Below are 14,780 nucleotides of genomic sequence, written 5' to 3' on the forward strand. Positions count from 1 at the left end.
ATCAGGCGGTCGCCAGCAGCTGGTCCACCGGCGCGTAGTCGTCGGTCAACACCAGCGCGTCGGAGACGAAGTCGTCCAGCCGGGCGTCGCTGAGCAGGTCCGGCGGAGTGTCCAGAGCGCTGAGCCGTTGTTCCAGCGTGGCCAGCGGCAGCGGCGCGTCCGAGGCGACGATGAGGAAGTTGGCGCCCTGCTCCCCGGCGAACGCGCCGGGCGGGGCGATCACCGCGACGGTGCGGAACTCGGCCGCGACCGTGGCCAGCTCGGCCCGGATGAACCGGTCCGGCGGGTAGTCGATGACGTTCTGCACGTAGATCCCGCCGGGCCGGAGCACCCGCTCCACCTCCGCCGCCATCTCCCGGGTGGCCAGGTGCCAGGGGACCACCAGATGCCCGAAAGCGTCCCCGACGATCAGGTCCCGGCTGTCGGCCGGCTCCCCGTCGACCAGCATCCGCGCGTCGCCCACCTCGGCGCGCAGCCCGGCACCGGTGCGCACGCCGAGCAGCCGCCGGTCCAGGTCCACCAGCTCGCCGTCGATCTCGAAGACCAGGTTGTCGGTGCCGGGCCGGGTGGCGGTCAGGTAGCGGGGCATGGTGAACCCGCCCCCGCCCAGGTGCAGCGCGTCGAGCCGCCGCCCGCGCGGCGCCATCACGTCCGCCACCGCCCCGATCCACTGGGTGTACGCGTACTCCAGGTGGGTGGGGTCGGCCAGGTCGACGTACGAGTGCTGGGCGGAGTTGAGGTACAGCGTGCGCCCGGTGGACCGGGACGGGTCGGTCTCCACCCGCGCGCAGTGGTACGCCGTCTCCACGTCGCACGGGTTCGGCGCCACGGCGCTCAGCCCGGCGCCGACCAGCCCGAGCACCGCGAGGGTGGCCTTCGTCCGGGCCGGACCGGGCAGCCCCGCACCCTCCCGCCGCCGCAGGTACGCCCCGAGCGCCAGCCCGGTCACCCCGAGGGTCACCGCCAACGCGATCAGGATGATCGTGCTCGGCAGCGCCGCCACCAGCACGAAGCCGGTGACCAGGGTGGCGGTGATGCCGCCCAGCGTGCCGATGCCGGAGAGCCGCCCGACCACCTGCCCGGTGCGGCGCAGGTCGGCGAGCTGGAGCTTCACCACCAGCGGGGTGACCGCCGAGAGCAGCGCCGCCGGGACGAAGACGGCGAGCGCGGTGAGCAGCAGGATGCCGCTGGCCGCGCCGCCGCGCAGCACCTCACCGGCGTACCGGACCACCGGCAGGGTGATCGCGGAGGCGATGCCGGCCAACACCAGCGCGGGGGCGAGCAGGCGGCGCGGGTCCCGCCGGTCGGCCAGCCAACCGCCGGTCCACGCGCCGTACGCGATGGCGGCCAGCGCGATGCCGATCACCGAGCTGGTCACCTGGAGGGTCACCCCGACGTACGGGCCGACCAGGCGGAGCGAGACGGTCTCCAGCACCAGCACGGCCCCGCTGGCGAGGAAGACCAGGAACGCGGCGAGCCCGTTGGGCAGCGCGCGGGAGGTGGCCGGCGCGTCGGGCGCCGACCCGACCACGACGTCGGACGATGAGCTGCTCACCGTCGCGATGGTACGTCTCGTTCCTGGCGGTCGAGGTCAGTACATCGAAAGATGAACATGGTTTGTGTGGTCGGCGGCCGGGCTGCCCGCCCCGCTGTACGACCGCCAGCCGGTGTTCGGCATCCAGATCTGCCGGTACCAGATCACGTAGAGCACGCCGAGCCGATTGGCGTTGTTCTTGAAGTAGTTGGCCAGGCTGTCGCCGTACGCCTTGTCGCCACCGGTGGCCGACACGTCCTCGAAGCCTCCTGTGGCGGCGGCGAAGTCGCAGGCCCGACCCTTGGGGTGTTCACCGTCGCCGCCGCTGCGGAAGCACGAGACGTACCGCTTGTAGCCGGCGGCCTGGGCCTGCTGGAGGGCGTGCAGGGTGCGCGGGGTGATGCAGCCGTCGGTGGTCGGGTCGTTCACCGAGCACGACTCGGACGGCCAGGAGCCGTCGGAGTTGCGCGGCGCCGGGCTGGCGGAGCGGGAGCCGCCGCTGAACCCGGAGCTGCTGCCCGAGCTGACCGTGGCCAGCGCCCGCTCGGCGTCCTTCTTCTTCTTGGCCAGCACCGCCAGCTGCTTACGCTGCTCGCGCACCTCGTTGTCGATGGCCACCTTGGCCTGCGCCGCGGCCCGCTTCGCCTCGGTGAGGTCGCGCAGCCGCTTGCCGTCGCGCTGGGCCATCACGTCCAGCTCGGCGGCGCGCTGCATGAACCCGCCGGCGGTGGTGCTCTGGAGCAGCATCGCGGTCGGGGTCAGCCGGCCCAGCCGGTACGACTGGGCGGCGACCTCGCCCACCTGCGCGGTCAGCTCACCGAGCCGCCCCTCGACGGTCCTCAGCTGGGCGACCAGCGCGGTCTGCCGGCGGACCGAGTTGTCCAGCCGGGCCTTGGCCTCGATGTGACCCTTGGCGGCCGCCTCCAGCGCCTCCCGGAGCTGCTTGGTGCCACCCTCGCCGGGTTCCGCGGCGGCCGGTACGACCCCGGCACCGAGCAGCAGCACCACCGCGGCGAGCAGCACGGTCAGCGGCCGGCGTACGCGCGGCCGGGTGAGACTGGTCCTGGGCACGACGGTGTCCTTCCCTCTGCCACCGGCGCTCGGTCGGCCCTGCGCGGTGGCGGTCCCGCCGGCCCTCCGACGGCGGCCTGGGGGCGGAGACCGCCGGTCACGATACCGGACGCAGCCGGGCTGACCAGGCCCGCGACCCCTTCGGACATCGATCATCGACGCAGCGTTGCCGCCTCGTCGCGCAGGGCGGCGATCCGGGCGCCGGCGCCCGGGGTCAGTCGCCCAGGAGAGCGTCGCGGGCCGCGGTCCAGGTCCACTCGTCGGCGGCGACGAGCAGGCCCCTGGCGTCGTCGTCGTCGGCCGGGTGGTAGTCGGTGCCGTCGAACCGGCGGGCCACCCCACCGGCCTCCCGGACCAGCAGCACGCCGGGGGCGTGGTCCCAGGGCAGCGTCCGCCAGAAGAGGACGAAATGCTGCGCGCCGGTCAGCAGGTCCAGGTACTCGCGGCCGGCGCAGTGCTGCCCGGGCAGCAGCTCGCCGATCCGCTCCGCGCCGGCCTCGGCGCGCCGGCGGGCCTCCGGCGGCAGGAACCGCGTCATCGCGGTGCCGCGCAGCTCCCCCGCCGGCGGCACCTGGTCCGCCGTCCGCACCTTCTGGCCGTCCAGCTCGGTGCCGCCGCCGGCACGGGTCACGGCGAGCATCTCCGCCAGCGGGTCGAGCACCCACGAGGCGGCCGGCTCGCCGTCGGTCAGCAGGGCGACCATCAGCGCGAACGGCCGCCGGCCGGCGGCGAAGTTGGCGGTGCCGTCGATCGGGTCGACCAGCCACACGTCACGGTCGCCGCGCAGGTGCCGCAACAGCGTCGGGTCGTCCGCCACCGCCTCCTCGCCGACCACCACGGAGCCCGGCCGCAGCCGGCGCAGCTCGGCGGAGATCCGCTCCTCGGCCCGCCGGTCGGCGACCGTGACCAGGTCACCCGGGGCCTTCTCGGCGATCTGGGAGTCGTCGAGCCGACGGAACAGGGGCAGCACCACGTCCGCCGCGGTCTCCCGCAGCAGCGCGCCGACGTCGTCGAGCAGCCGGTCAGCCACGCGGCGGAAGCTTGACCACGCTGACGAAGAACTCGTCGATCTGGCGGACCACCGAGATGAAGCGCTCGAAGTCCACCGGCTTGGTCACGTAGGCGTTGGCGTGCAGCTGGTAGCTGCGCAGGATGTCCTCGTCGGCCTGGGAGGTGGTGAGCACCACGACCGGGATCCGGCGGAGCTGCTCGTCCTCCTTGATCTCCTCCAGCACCTCACGGCCGTCGCGGCGCGGCAGGTTCAGGTCGAGCAGGATCAGGTCCGGCGTCACCGCGTCGGTGTAGGGCGGCTCGCGCCGCAGGTAGGCCAGCGCCTCGGCGCCGTCGGAGACGACGGTGAGCCGGTTGCGGAGCTTGTGCTCCTCGAAGGCCTCCTGGGTCATCAGAACGTCACCCGGATCGTCCTCGACCAGGAGGACCTCGATCGGGCTCTTGCCGTCCGCGGGCGCGGTCATCCCACCGTCTCCTTCATGCCACCCGTTGTACCCTGCTGCGGCGCCTCGCCGGGCAGGTACCGGTCCGTCGCGCCGTCCGGCTGACCGCCGACCGCCGCCGGCTGCTCCTGCGCCGCGTCGGAGTCGGTGCCGGCCGCCGTCTCCGGCTCGCCCTCGGTCTCCGAGGCGGCCGCCTCGGCGGCCTTCGCCGCCTCGACGTCCTCGGGCAGCGCCGGGAGGGTGAACCGGATCGCAGTGCCCTCGTCCAGGTCGGTGTCCACCCAGACCCGGCCGCCGTGGTACTCGACGATCTTCTTGACGATGGCCAGTCCGATGCCGGTACCCGGGTAGGCGTCCTTCGAGTGCAGCCGCTGGAAGATCACGAAGATCTTGTCGGCGAACTCGGGCTCGATCCCGATGCCGTTGTCCCGGCAGCTGATCTCCCACTCGTCGTCGACGAGGCGGGCCGAGACGTGCACCTTCGGCGTGACGTCGGCGCGGCGGAACTTGATCGAGTTGCTGACCAGGTTCGCCAGCAGGTTGGTCAGCAGCGGCTCCTCGCCGCGGATGACCGGCATCTCGTCCCAGGTCAGCTCGGCGTCGGCGTACTGGAGGGCGGCCTCGGTCTGCCCCGCCACGTCGCCCATCACCTTGTTCAGGTCGACCTCGGTGAAGCCGGTGGTGAGCCGGCCGATCCGGGAGAACGCCAGCAGGTCGTTGATCAGGCGCTGCATCCGCTGCGCCCCGTCCACCGCGAAGGCGATGTACTGGTCGGCCCGCTCGTCGAGCTGCCCGGAGTATCGGCGCTGGAGCAGCTGGCAGAAGCTCGCCACCTTGCGCAGCGGCTCCTGCAGGTCGTGCGAGGCGACGTACGCGAACTGCTCCAGGTCACGGTTGGAGCGGGTCAGCTCCTCGGCCTGCTTCTGCAGCTGGCTGTTGACCCACTCGATGTTCTCCCGTGCGGCGCGTACCTCGGCGAGGTCCTTGGCGATCTTCTGCCGCATGACGTCGACGTCCTCGGCGAGTCGGACGAACTCCGGCGGCCCGGTGCCTTCGATGTGGTGCTGGTAGTCGCCCTCGGCGACCTCGCGGACCTGCTGGGCCAGCCCGGTGAGCGGGCGGATCACCATCCGGTCCAGCGAGAGCACCAGCACGGTGCCGGCGATCAACACCACCACCGCGGCCACGATCAGCAGCATGACCAGCAGGTTGCCGGTCCGCTCCACCTCCCGGGCGCTGCGCTGCCGCTCGACCAGGATCTCCGCCTGGAGGTCGGCGACGGCCGCGCGGACCTGGTCGAACTGCTGCCGGGACTGGTCGGTGATGAGGGCCTGCCCGGCGGCGGTGCCGCTGCGCTGGGTGGTGTCGATGACCGGCTGGGCCACCGTCCGCCGCCAGTCGTCGGCCTGCCGCTGCGCGACGCGCAGGTCGTCGACCACCCCCGGGTAGTCGCGGCTCAGGTTCTCGATCTGCGCGGCGGTCGCCTGCTCCTGCTTGACCCCGTTCTCGTACGGGGTCAGGTCGGCCGGGTCGCCGCTGACCGCGTACCCCCGGACGCCGGTCTCCTGGTCGAGCAGCGCGTTGAGCAGCTCCTGCCCCTGCACCCGCAGCGGTCCGGTCCGGGTGAGCAGCGCGTCCATGTACTGCCGGTTCTGGGTGGCCACCGCCGCCTCGGCGACGGCGAGCCCGACCAGCAGCATGCCCGCCACCGTGAGCAGCGTGAGGACCCGGCGGCGCAGCGTCCAGCCGTACCGGTCCGACTTCACCGGCCACCACCTCGGGTGACCAGCAGCATGGCGACGTCGTCGGCGAGCGGGCCACCGTTGATCTGCTCCGCCCGGCCGACCAGCCAGGCCGGGAGCTCGGACAGCGGTACGGCGTGGTTGGCCGGCTCCTCGAGCAGGCCGGCGAGCCCCGGCACGTCCAGCCGCTCGTCGCCGTCGCCCACCCGCCCCTCGATCAGGCCGTCGGTGTACATCAACAGGGACCAGTCATCGGTGTCGAACTCCAGATCGAACGCTACGGGGCGGCGGGGCCGTACGCCGAGCAGCAGGCCGCCGGGCGCCGGGACGGGCGCGACCTTACCGCCGGAGAGCAGCAGCGGCGGCGGGTGGCCCGCCAGCCGGACGGTGGCCCGGTTGTCGGACAGGTCGAGGCAGACGGTGGCGACGGTGGCGAAGATCTCCTGGAGCCGCCGCTCACTCATCAGCACCTGTTCCAGGGCGGGCAGCACCTCGTCGTCGTCGACGCCGGCCAGGATCAGGGCCCGCCAGGCGACCCGGAGTTCCACCCCGAGCGCGGCCTCGTCCACCCCGTGCCCGCAGACGTCGCCGACGATCAGGTCGACCCGGTCGGGCCGGGTCTGCACCACGTCGAAGAAGTCCCCGCCGATCAGGGCGGCGTGCCGGCCCGGGCGGTAGAAGGTGTGCACCGCCACCTCGTCGGTGGTCATCAGCGGCTGGGGCAGCAGGCCGCGTTCCAGCCGGGCGGACTCGGCCTGGCGCAGCTCCACCTCGCGCAGCCGCCGGGCGTTCTCGTCGGCCCGCTTGCGTTCCACCGCGTAGCGCAGCGCCCGGGTCAGCAGCACCCCGTCGACCTGCCCCTTGACCAGGTAGTCCTGGGCGCCCTCGGCGACCGCCACGATGCCCAGGTGCTCGTCGGAGCGACCGGTCAGCACGCAGACGGCGGCGCCGGTGGTCATCTCCAGCACCCGGCGGAGGCCGTCGAGGCCCTGCGCGTCGGGCAGGCCGAGGTCGAGCAGGACGCAGTCGACGCCGGCCACCCGCTGCCGGGCCTCGCTCAGGCTGGTGGCGACGAGCAGGTCGATCATCGAGTTGGTCTCGGCGAGCAGCTCGCTCACCAGGAACGCGTCGCCCTCGTCGTCCTCGACCAGCAGCACCCGCAGCCGCTCACCCGGTGGCAGGTTGGGATGGCGGCCGAGGCCGCCGTGCGGGTACGGCACGCCGGAGGGACCGGTCATACCGGACCCCCGGTGCGGCCGGGTCACCGCCGCGAGACGCGGGAGTTCGCTGGTGATGTGGGGCTCCTTCCGAGTGCCCTGCTGATCCTGTATTAGACAACGGTCGCACACAACATGGACCGTCCGGTCCGGGCGTACCCGGGCAGGGCCGTCACTGGAGTAGGCGTCCGGGCCGGTGGCAGCGTCACGGTTCGGTCCCGAGGAGCCCCGTGGCCGGTTCGGGCGGTGCAGGATGGTGCCCCACCCCCGCACCACCTCCGAGGAGTCCGCCGTGGGCGCACCCCCCATCTCCACCGCCGATCGGAGGCCCGTCCGGCCGGCCGCCGACCGGGCGCTGGCCCGGCCGGCCCGCCGACCGCTGGCCGCCCTGATCGCGCTCGTCGCGCTGCTCGCGGTGGGCGCCGCGATGCTGGCCACCCTGGCCACCCCCACGCCGAGGGCGGCGGACGCCCCGGCCGACGAGTTCAGCGCCGGCCGGGCGTACCGGACCGTGCAGACCATCGCGGACCGGCCGCACGTCGCCGGCAGCGCCGCCAACGACCAGGTACGCGAGCACCTGGTCGGCGCGCTGCGCGGCCTCGGCCTGGAGACCGAGGTGCAGGACACCGTGGCGCCGGAGGCCGGGCAGCTCAGCGGGGCCGCCGGCGGGGCGACGCTGGCCCGGGTCCGCAACGTGGTGGCCCGGCTGCCCGGCTCGGAGTCCACCGGTCGGGTCTTCCTGGTGGCGCACTACGACTCGGTGCAGTCCGGGCCGGGCGGCAACGACGACGGCGCCGGCACCTCCACCATCCTGGAGGTGGCGCGGGCGCTGGCGGCCGGCCCGCGACCGCGCAACGACATCGTCTTCGTGCTGACCGACGCCGAGGAGGCCTGCCTCTGCGGGGCGTCGGCGTTCGCGTCGAGCCACCCGCTCGCCGCGGACGGCGGGGTGGTGCTCAACCTGGAGGCGCGCGGCGCGACCGGTCCGGTGATCATGTTCGAGACGTCCCGGAACAACGCGAAGCTGGTGGACGTCTTCGGCCGGGCCGCCGCCCACCCGGTGGGCACCTCGTTCGCCGTGGAGATCTACCGGGCGCTGCCCAACGACACCGACTTCACCGCCTTCGCAGACCACGACTTCGTCGGGCTGAACTCGGCGTACATCGACGGGGGCGCGGTCTACCACACCCCGTTGGACACCCCGGCGGCGATGGACCGGGGCAGCCTTCAGATGCACGGCGACAACGCGCTCGGGCTGGCCCGCGAGTTCGGCCGTACCGACCTGAAGGACCTGTCGTCGGGGCACGACGCCACCTACTTCCCGGTGCCCGGCGGGCTGGTCCGCTACCCCGGCTGGCTGACCTGGCCGCTGGCGGCGGCGGCGCTGCTGGCGGTGCTGGCACTGGGCTGGCTCATCCGCCGCCGGGGCCGGGCCGGCGCCGGCGGGCTGGCGGCCGGGTTCGGGCTGACGCTGGTGCCGGTCGTGCTCGCCCCGGTCGCCGCCCAGCTGCTCTGGGCCGGGATCACGGCGCTGCGCCCTGGCTACGCGGAACTGCTCGACCCGTACCGGCCGACCTGGTTCCGGCTCGCCGTGGTGGCGCTCGCCGGGGCGATCCTGCTCGCCTGGTACGCGCTGACCCGCCGCTGGGCCGGGCCGGCCGCGCTGGCCTTCGGCGGGCTGGCCTGGCTGGCCGTGCTCGGGGTGGTGCTGGCCGCGCTGGTGCCCGGCGGGGCGTACCTGGCCACCCTGCCGGCGCTGGCCGGCGCGCTCGCCGGCCTGGTCGCGCTCGGCGCCCGGATCGACGGCCCGTGGCCGGTGGTCGCGGTGACCCTGGCCGGCGCGGTGGCGGTGGTGATCCTGCTGCCGACGGTGGTGCTGCTCTTCCCCGCGTTGGGCATGGCGATGGGTGGCGTGGCGGCGCTCTTCGCGGTGCTGCTCGGGCTGGCCGCCCTGCCGGTGCTCGACCTGCTGCACCCGGCCGCCGGCGGGCAACGCGGCATGGTCGCGCTGCGCGCCCGCCGGTTGGGCGCGCTGCCGGCCCTCGCGGCCGCGCTCGCCGCGGTGGTGCTCGCCGGGGTCGGGCTGCGCGTGGACCGCTTCGACGCCGCCCACCCGGTGCCCACCCACCTGATGTACGCCCTGGACACCGACAAGGGCACCGCGGAGTGGTGGAGTCGCGAGGAGGACCCGCAGCCCTGGACCCGGTCGTACGTGGTGGAGAAGGGCTCCCCGAACTGGTTCTTCCCGGCGCTCGGCGACGACGCGATCGGCTACGGCCCGGCTACGGCGGCGAACCTGCCGGCGCCGAAGCTGGAGGTGCTCGCCGACACCACCTCGGGTGGCGAGCGCACCCTGCGGGTCCGGCTGATCCCGCAGCGGACGGTAAGGCTCGCCTCGTTGCACGTGGAGGCCGACTCGGCGACGGTCACGCGGGCGGTCGCCGCCGGGCAGCCGCTGCCGATCGCCCCGCAGGTGCCCGGCAGTCGCTGGGGATTCGGCCTGGTCTTCCACGCCCCGCCGCCGGAGGGCGTGGAGATCACGCTGACTCTGGTGCCGAAGGGGCCGAAGGTGGTCCTGCGGGCGATGGACGCCAGCGACGGGCTGGAGGGGCTGCCGGGCTTCCGCCCCCGGCCGCCCGACGTGGGCGTGGTGGGCTCGCACACCTCCGAGATGCTCGCCGTCGCCCGCACCTACCCGCTGTAGTCACCGGCCCGGCGGAGCCGCGGTGGACGCCGCGGCTCCGTCGGCCTGGTCACGCGGGACGGGGACGAGCCGGGTCTGCTGGTCGCCGCGGCGCAGCCGGCCGTCGGCGGCCAGCTCACCGAAGAGGTAGATCTCGGTGGCGACGACGCCACCCCGGGCCAGGACCGCGGTGAGGGTGTACCGGGCGGCCACCCGGTCGCCGGCCACCAGCGCCTGGTGGATCTCGGTGTGCACGCCGGTGGCCCGCTTGCGGGCGGGGCGCACGTGCGCGAGGAGCATGGTCCGGTCGAGCGGCACGCCGTCGTTGTGGAGCACGAAGTCGGGGGTGTGGTACCGGTCGAACACCTCGGCGGGATCCTCGTCGCCGAACGCGATCTCGTGCGGGTACCGGGTCAGGTATGCCGCGAGGTCGCGGCCCGGGGTGCTGTGGTCGTCGGGCATCTCGTCCTCCACGCGCCGCCTAAGTCTGACAGATGTGTCCAACCTAAGCCCGAGGACTAAGCTTGACAACCGTGTCTGAGTTGCCCCAGGAACGGCGGCGTCGCGCCGATGCCGAGCGCAGCGTCGCGGCCGTCCTCGACGCCGCGACCGATCTGCTGGGCCGGCGACCCGAGGCGAGCATGGAGGAGATCGCCACCCACGCCGGGGTCGCCCGACAGACCGTGTATGCCCACTTCAGGTCGCGTCGCGCGCTGCTGCGCGCCCTCGTCGGCCGGATGACCGCCGAGGCGACGGATGCGATCGACGCCGCCGACCTGGACTCCGGCTCCGCGGCGACCGCGCTGCTGCGCTGGGTCGACGTCAGCTGGGGGCTCATGTCGCGGTATCCGGTGCTGCTCACCCCCGTCCTGGCGGCTGAAGGCCCAGAAGAGGAGCACGAACGGCACATGCCGATCATCGAGCGACTCGACCGGCTCGTCCGACGCGGTCAGGCGTCCGGCGACTTCGACCCGCAGTCGTCGCCGACCTGGCTGGTGGCCGCCGTCATCGGCCTCGGTCACGCCGCCGGCGAGGAGGTACGGGCCGGCCGGATGAGCACGCCGGATGCCGGGGCCGCATTCCGGGAAAGCGTGCGCCGCGTATGCGCGGCGGAACCGCCCGGCCGGCAGGACTGATCCAGCGGAATCCACGGGCGGCGCACTGTTGATCAGCGCGCTACCGTGCCCGGCATGAGTGCCGACGGCTGGCTCGCCGATACCCGCGCCTCCTACGACACGGTGGCGGAAAGCTATGCCGACCTGCTGCGTGACGCACTCACCGGTGCGCCCTACGAGCGGGCGATCCTGGCGTTGTTCGCGGAACTGGTCCGCACCAGCGGCGGTGGACCCGTGGCCGACATCGGTTGCGGACCGGGACGGCTTACCGCCCATCTCCACAGCCTCGGTCTCGACGCCTCCGGCATCGACCTCTCCCCCGCCATGATCGACATCGCCCGACGTGACCATCCCGGCCTGCGGTTCGAGGTGGGCTCCATGACGGACCTCGACCTGGGCGATTCGTCGGTCGCCGGTCTTCTGGCCTGGTTCTCACTCATCCACATCCCCGACGACGAGGTCCCCGCGGTCCTCGCACACTTCCACCGGGTGTTACGCCCCGACGGCGCCCTCCTGCTCGCCTTCCACATCGGCGACGAGCACCAGCTGAAGACGCAGGGCTACGGCGGCCACCCGATGAAGGTGTACGTCCACCGCCGTCCGCCCGAGCGGGTCGCCGCCTGGCTTGGTGACGCCGGGTTCACTGTCGAGGCCCAGATGCTTCACTACCCGGACGAAAGCAGGCGAGGGGCGTTCCTCTTCGCACGCCGCCAGCCCTAGCCTGAGGCGTCGAACCATCCCGGTAGCGCAGGTCAGGGCCATGCCGCCGCTTCTTCCAGCGGCACGCACGAATCGGAGGGCGAAACAGGCCCCAGCTCATGCTTGACGCTTGGCTTGCATCCCGAGTGTGCAGCCCGCTGCTGTGAGCAGGTGGCGCCATTCCTCGTAAGGAAATCCTGCCCGGTCAGGCGTGGGCTTGCCGCGCATGCTGTAGAAGGGGTGATCGCCGCCGTCCTGCTGGATTGCGTAGAGGTTGCCCGACGGGTCACGTCTCCAGGAGACGCCGTGCCCGCGGAAGTCTCGGCGGGCGAGCCAGTCGGTGACGTTCGGCCAGTAACCAGTCCAGCCACTGGGGCGCAGCGACTCGAACGCGGTGTGCATTGTCGAGGCGATCTGCTCGACGTCATCGTCGTCATGGACGCTGACGAAGCGGCACAGCAGGACCAGCGCGGGACCGGGGTGCGGCATCGACTGGTCGAGGGTGGCTACCGCGCGGCAGACAAGATCGAGTTCCCACCACCGGAATGCGAACGGGTGCCAGTGGGCCATGTCGTCCCAACCGATGCTGCGAACGCCGTCCGACGTCGGGGCGCGGATACCAAGCTCGTAGGAGTCGTACCGGCCCTGCACCTCAAGCACGACCTGACAACCGCCGCCCACGGGAAACTCGACAGTGGCATCCGGGACCCTGGCGGCGCCCTCCTCGTCGAAGAAGAACGCCTGCCAGAAAGCCGGCTCCTGGAATCGCTCACGGAGGCTGCGAGGGGCGGGCATCGGCGCAGGTTACCGGCCGCGGCGACTGAGCATCGCCCCGACGTCAAGCATGTGTTGGCTCGTAGGCAGGTAGTGTGCGGGCGCTTGGCCGCAGCCGAAGACCTGGAGGAGCGACGTGGGCGCGAAGACAGCTCTGCTGGCGTTCGCCGATGGAGATGTCCGTCCCGCGTTGCTTGAAACGGCGCGCTCGGAGCGACTCGAAACCGAGGCGCTGGTACGTCAGGTCCACCCTGGCTGCGTCGTCGAGCCCACCGACGACGGCACGTTGTTCGACGACATCTACCCCCCGGACGACATCACCTACGCCACCGTGCTGGCCGGAGCCGAGCTCTACTGCGACCGGCGGCTCGTGCTCGACCGCCCGTCTGAGCTGCCGGAACACCTGCGTCAAGCTGGCGCAGGCAGGCGCATCATCATGCATGGGATGCACTCGGTCGTGGACTGGCTCGGTTTCGCGGTCTGGGAAGACGGCGTGCTCATCAGATCGCTTGAGTCTGTCGCCCGACGGCGGCATCCAGGAGAACATCGGCAAGCCGTACGACTTCGAGCTGCCGTACTGGGCGGGTGAGCATCCCGTCGAACCCGTACCGGGCTGGCCCAACCAGGGACCGTACCCATTGCCCTTCCATCCCCTTGGGCTGGGCGAGGAGGCATTGCGTGCGCTGTTCGGCTTCGTCATAGAGGGCCACCCCGACCCCGACGACATCGACACCGAAGCTGTTCACCTGCACGGCTTCCGGGTGACCGACCCATCGGGCGACGAACAGGCCGCGCGTGAAGCCAGGTACGCGGAGGTACTACGGGCCATGGGCCCACCACGGAGCTTCCGGATGGGACCGGACGGGACGATGTACGAGGTGAGCCTCGACAGCTTCTGATTCGCCAACCCTCCGGTCGGCAGATCGCGCAGGTCCTGATGCCGCTCTGTCGCGTAAGTGATGAGGCCGGACACCGGCCGCCGGCGAATGTCGGGCTCCACTTGATGAGTTGCGGATTGGTGCGAGATGAGGCGTCACACGTCCGGCTAGAGGAGCCCCCGTCAGGACGCAGCACACAGAGCTTGTAAACGAGATGTCACCGATTCGATCCCCGCCGGGCTCGGGAACCTTGCCGCGCCGGCCGTCGCGCCCCATCCGAGGGCCGATCAACCGATCCAGATCATCACCACTACGGCGACCATTCCGAGTGTCAGAGCGCCGAAGACGACGACCAGCACCCAGCGACGCCATCCGCGCTGCGGCGGGTCGTGGACCAGGAGGGCTGGCGCTCGCCGGTCGGGGCGGCGGGCGATGGCGCTAGCCAGCCGCTCAAAATCCGCGACCTGGCCAGCCGCCGTCAATCCAATCGTCTCCGACACCTCCGGCAACGGCGGCGGGGCGGAGACGTCTTGTGTCTCGTACAGCGGCTCGATCCGTGGCGGCAGCCGGCGAAAGCGGTTGTTCACACGACCAGAGTCGCAGACGCCACCAAGGCAAACTCGTGGTCGAAGTGGCGGGGAAGTACAGCAACGTACCGGACCGTTTGGAGCCTTGGAGCTGCCACGGAGGTCGGAAGGCCGGGATCCTACTTCCAGCGGAAATGCACGAACCGAAGCAGACCAGCACATTGACCTGATGGTTGACGGAACGACGTCGCAGGATGCTTGACGCAAGGGCTGCGATCGGGTTCAGGGCCGTGAGCCACGCACCGAATGCCACCAGGCGGTGTCGATGACAACCTGTTCTGTTTCGAAGGCATCATGCTCGAACGCTTCCACGTCGACGGGCGCCGGCGGCTGGTCCATCAGCTCGGTGATCTCATCGGGCAGTCGCACGTTGTGCGCGTCGACGTAGTGCGCGAGCCCCTCTGGCCACACGAAGTACTTGCCGTCGGTCAGTTCGGTGGATCCGTTGCCGGTGCCACACAGCCGACACAGTGAGTGGCCCGCTGTAGCCACGAACCACGTGCCACCACGCAGGTAGTCGCTTACCCGTCGCTGGCTCGCCGCATCGGCCTCGCGGTCCACGAACAGCGCGGGGTCGGGCCAGTGCTCTTCGCCTGGCTCACACCAGTAGCCGATCAGTCGCAAAGTCCGAGTGTTGTCTGCCTCGCTGCTCGACACGGGCATCATCGTCGCAGGGACGGATGACGGGTCGAGCGTCAAGGATCACCCGAGGCCGCCGCGTAAACCACCAACCGGCGCAGGACAGCCGGCTGCCCCCAGAATTGCCTGGTCTCACATGATGTTTGACGGATCGGCCTCACCAGATGCTCTACATGATCGCGATGGTCTGACCGCCAGCGCTTGCCTGCGGGGCCGCGCTGGCGAGACGTCCGCTCATAGCCGAACTGAGCACGGTCAGTGTGTTTGGGTCTCCCACACCGGCTGCTGAGGCTCGTCGTTGTGCACGATGATGTCGACGTGATCGGTCGGGCGGACCGTAGCGAAGTAGAGCTGTTGGGAGGGGATGTAACGCTCGCGCCAGCGCCG

At 71.9% G+C, this 14,780-nt stretch carries 15 protein-coding genes; 5 read left to right on the forward strand and 10 right to left on the reverse strand.

The window, feature by feature from the left end; translation table 11 throughout:
• Window position 1: 1 nt before the first annotated feature.
• The 6 genes from V6U81_RS20195 to V6U81_RS20220 form a co-directional block, all read right to left on the reverse strand.
• Entirely contained in the window at window positions 2-1,555 is a 1,554-nt protein-coding gene (locus V6U81_RS20195; RefSeq protein WP_334491415.1) for a fused MFS/spermidine synthase, read from the reverse strand.
• Window positions 1,556-1,591: 36 nt separating this feature from the next.
• A complete protein-coding gene (locus V6U81_RS20200; protein WP_334491416.1) occupies window positions 1,592-2,605 on the reverse strand; it encodes a coiled-coil domain-containing protein in 1,014 nt (337 codons plus the stop codon).
• Between the two features lie 214 nt (window positions 2,606-2,819).
• On the reverse strand, window positions 2,820-3,635 hold the full coding sequence (locus V6U81_RS20205; protein ID WP_334491417.1) for an inositol monophosphatase family protein: 816 nt from the start codon (window positions 3,633-3,635) through the stop codon (window positions 2,820-2,822).
• Complete coding sequence (locus V6U81_RS20210) at window positions 3,628-4,080, reverse strand: response regulator (RefSeq protein ID WP_334491418.1); 453 nt, start codon at window positions 4,078-4,080, stop codon at window positions 3,628-3,630. The genes V6U81_RS20205 and V6U81_RS20210 overlap by 8 nt, the downstream gene beginning before the upstream one ends.
• The gene (locus V6U81_RS20215) at window positions 4,077-5,825 is read right to left on the reverse strand and encodes a sensor histidine kinase (RefSeq protein WP_334491419.1); all 1,749 of its coding nucleotides are present in this window, start codon (window positions 5,823-5,825) and stop codon (window positions 4,077-4,079) included. The genes V6U81_RS20210 and V6U81_RS20215 overlap by 4 nt, the downstream gene beginning before the upstream one ends.
• Window positions 5,822-7,039 (reverse strand): PP2C family protein-serine/threonine phosphatase, encoded by a 1,218-nt coding sequence (locus tag V6U81_RS20220; protein WP_334491420.1) that lies wholly within the window; start codon window positions 7,037-7,039, stop codon window positions 5,822-5,824. Before V6U81_RS20220 ends, V6U81_RS20215 begins: the two co-directional genes overlap by 4 nt.
• 271 nt (window positions 7,040-7,310) lie before the next feature.
• Between V6U81_RS20220 and V6U81_RS20225 the strand changes: the two genes are divergently transcribed.
• On the forward strand, window positions 7,311-9,722 hold the full coding sequence (locus tag V6U81_RS20225) for a M28 family peptidase (protein WP_420884045.1): 2,412 nt from the start codon (window positions 7,311-7,313) through the stop codon (window positions 9,720-9,722).
• Here the strand turns inward: V6U81_RS20225 and V6U81_RS20230 are convergent, their stop codons facing one another.
• Window positions 9,723-10,175 (reverse strand): nuclear transport factor 2 family protein, encoded by a 453-nt coding sequence (locus tag V6U81_RS20230; protein ID WP_334491421.1) that lies wholly within the window; start codon window positions 10,173-10,175, stop codon window positions 9,723-9,725.
• A gap of 59 nt (window positions 10,176-10,234) precedes the next feature.
• Here V6U81_RS20230 and V6U81_RS20235 point away from each other — a divergent pair, with 59 nt between their 5' ends.
• Window positions 10,235-10,837, forward strand: a complete 603-nt coding sequence (locus V6U81_RS20235; protein WP_334491422.1) for a TetR/AcrR family transcriptional regulator — start codon at window positions 10,235-10,237, stop codon at window positions 10,835-10,837.
• Between the two features lie 54 nt (window positions 10,838-10,891).
• Window positions 10,892-11,536, forward strand: a complete 645-nt coding sequence (locus V6U81_RS20240; RefSeq protein WP_334491423.1) for a class I SAM-dependent DNA methyltransferase — start codon at window positions 10,892-10,894, stop codon at window positions 11,534-11,536.
• Window positions 11,537-11,632: 96 nt separating this feature from the next.
• Here the strand turns inward: V6U81_RS20240 and V6U81_RS20245 are convergent, their stop codons facing one another.
• Window positions 11,633-12,310 carry a hypothetical protein gene (locus V6U81_RS20245; protein ID WP_334491424.1) on the reverse strand — a complete coding sequence of 226 codons (678 nt, stop codon included), beginning with the start codon at window positions 12,308-12,310 and terminating at the stop codon, window positions 11,633-11,635.
• Window positions 12,311-12,425: 115 nt separating this feature from the next.
• Here V6U81_RS20245 and V6U81_RS20250 point away from each other — a divergent pair, with 115 nt between their 5' ends.
• Both V6U81_RS20250 and V6U81_RS20255 read left to right on the forward strand, forming a co-directional pair.
• Window positions 12,426-12,878, forward strand: a complete 453-nt coding sequence (locus V6U81_RS20250; RefSeq protein ID WP_334491425.1) for a DUF6928 family protein — start codon at window positions 12,426-12,428, stop codon at window positions 12,876-12,878.
• A complete protein-coding gene (locus V6U81_RS20255) occupies window positions 12,799-13,188 on the forward strand; it encodes a DUF6928 family protein (RefSeq protein ID WP_420884046.1) in 390 nt (129 codons plus the stop codon). Before V6U81_RS20250 ends, V6U81_RS20255 begins: the two co-directional genes overlap by 80 nt.
• A gap of 266 nt (window positions 13,189-13,454) precedes the next feature.
• On the opposite strand, the gene V6U81_RS20260 is transcribed toward V6U81_RS20255, so the two are convergent.
• Window positions 13,455-13,754, reverse strand: coding sequence for a VOC family protein (locus V6U81_RS20260; RefSeq protein WP_334491427.1), 300 nt, complete (start codon window positions 13,752-13,754; stop codon window positions 13,455-13,457).
• Between the two features lie 222 nt (window positions 13,755-13,976).
• The gene (locus tag V6U81_RS20265) at window positions 13,977-14,411 is read right to left on the reverse strand and encodes a hypothetical protein (RefSeq protein ID WP_334491428.1); all 435 of its coding nucleotides are present in this window, start codon (window positions 14,409-14,411) and stop codon (window positions 13,977-13,979) included.
• Between the last annotated feature and the right edge of the window lie 369 nt (window positions 14,412-14,780).

Source organism: Micromonospora lacuserhaii (assembly GCF_036902735.1).
GTDB lineage: Bacteria > Actinomycetota > Actinomycetes > Mycobacteriales > Micromonosporaceae > Micromonospora.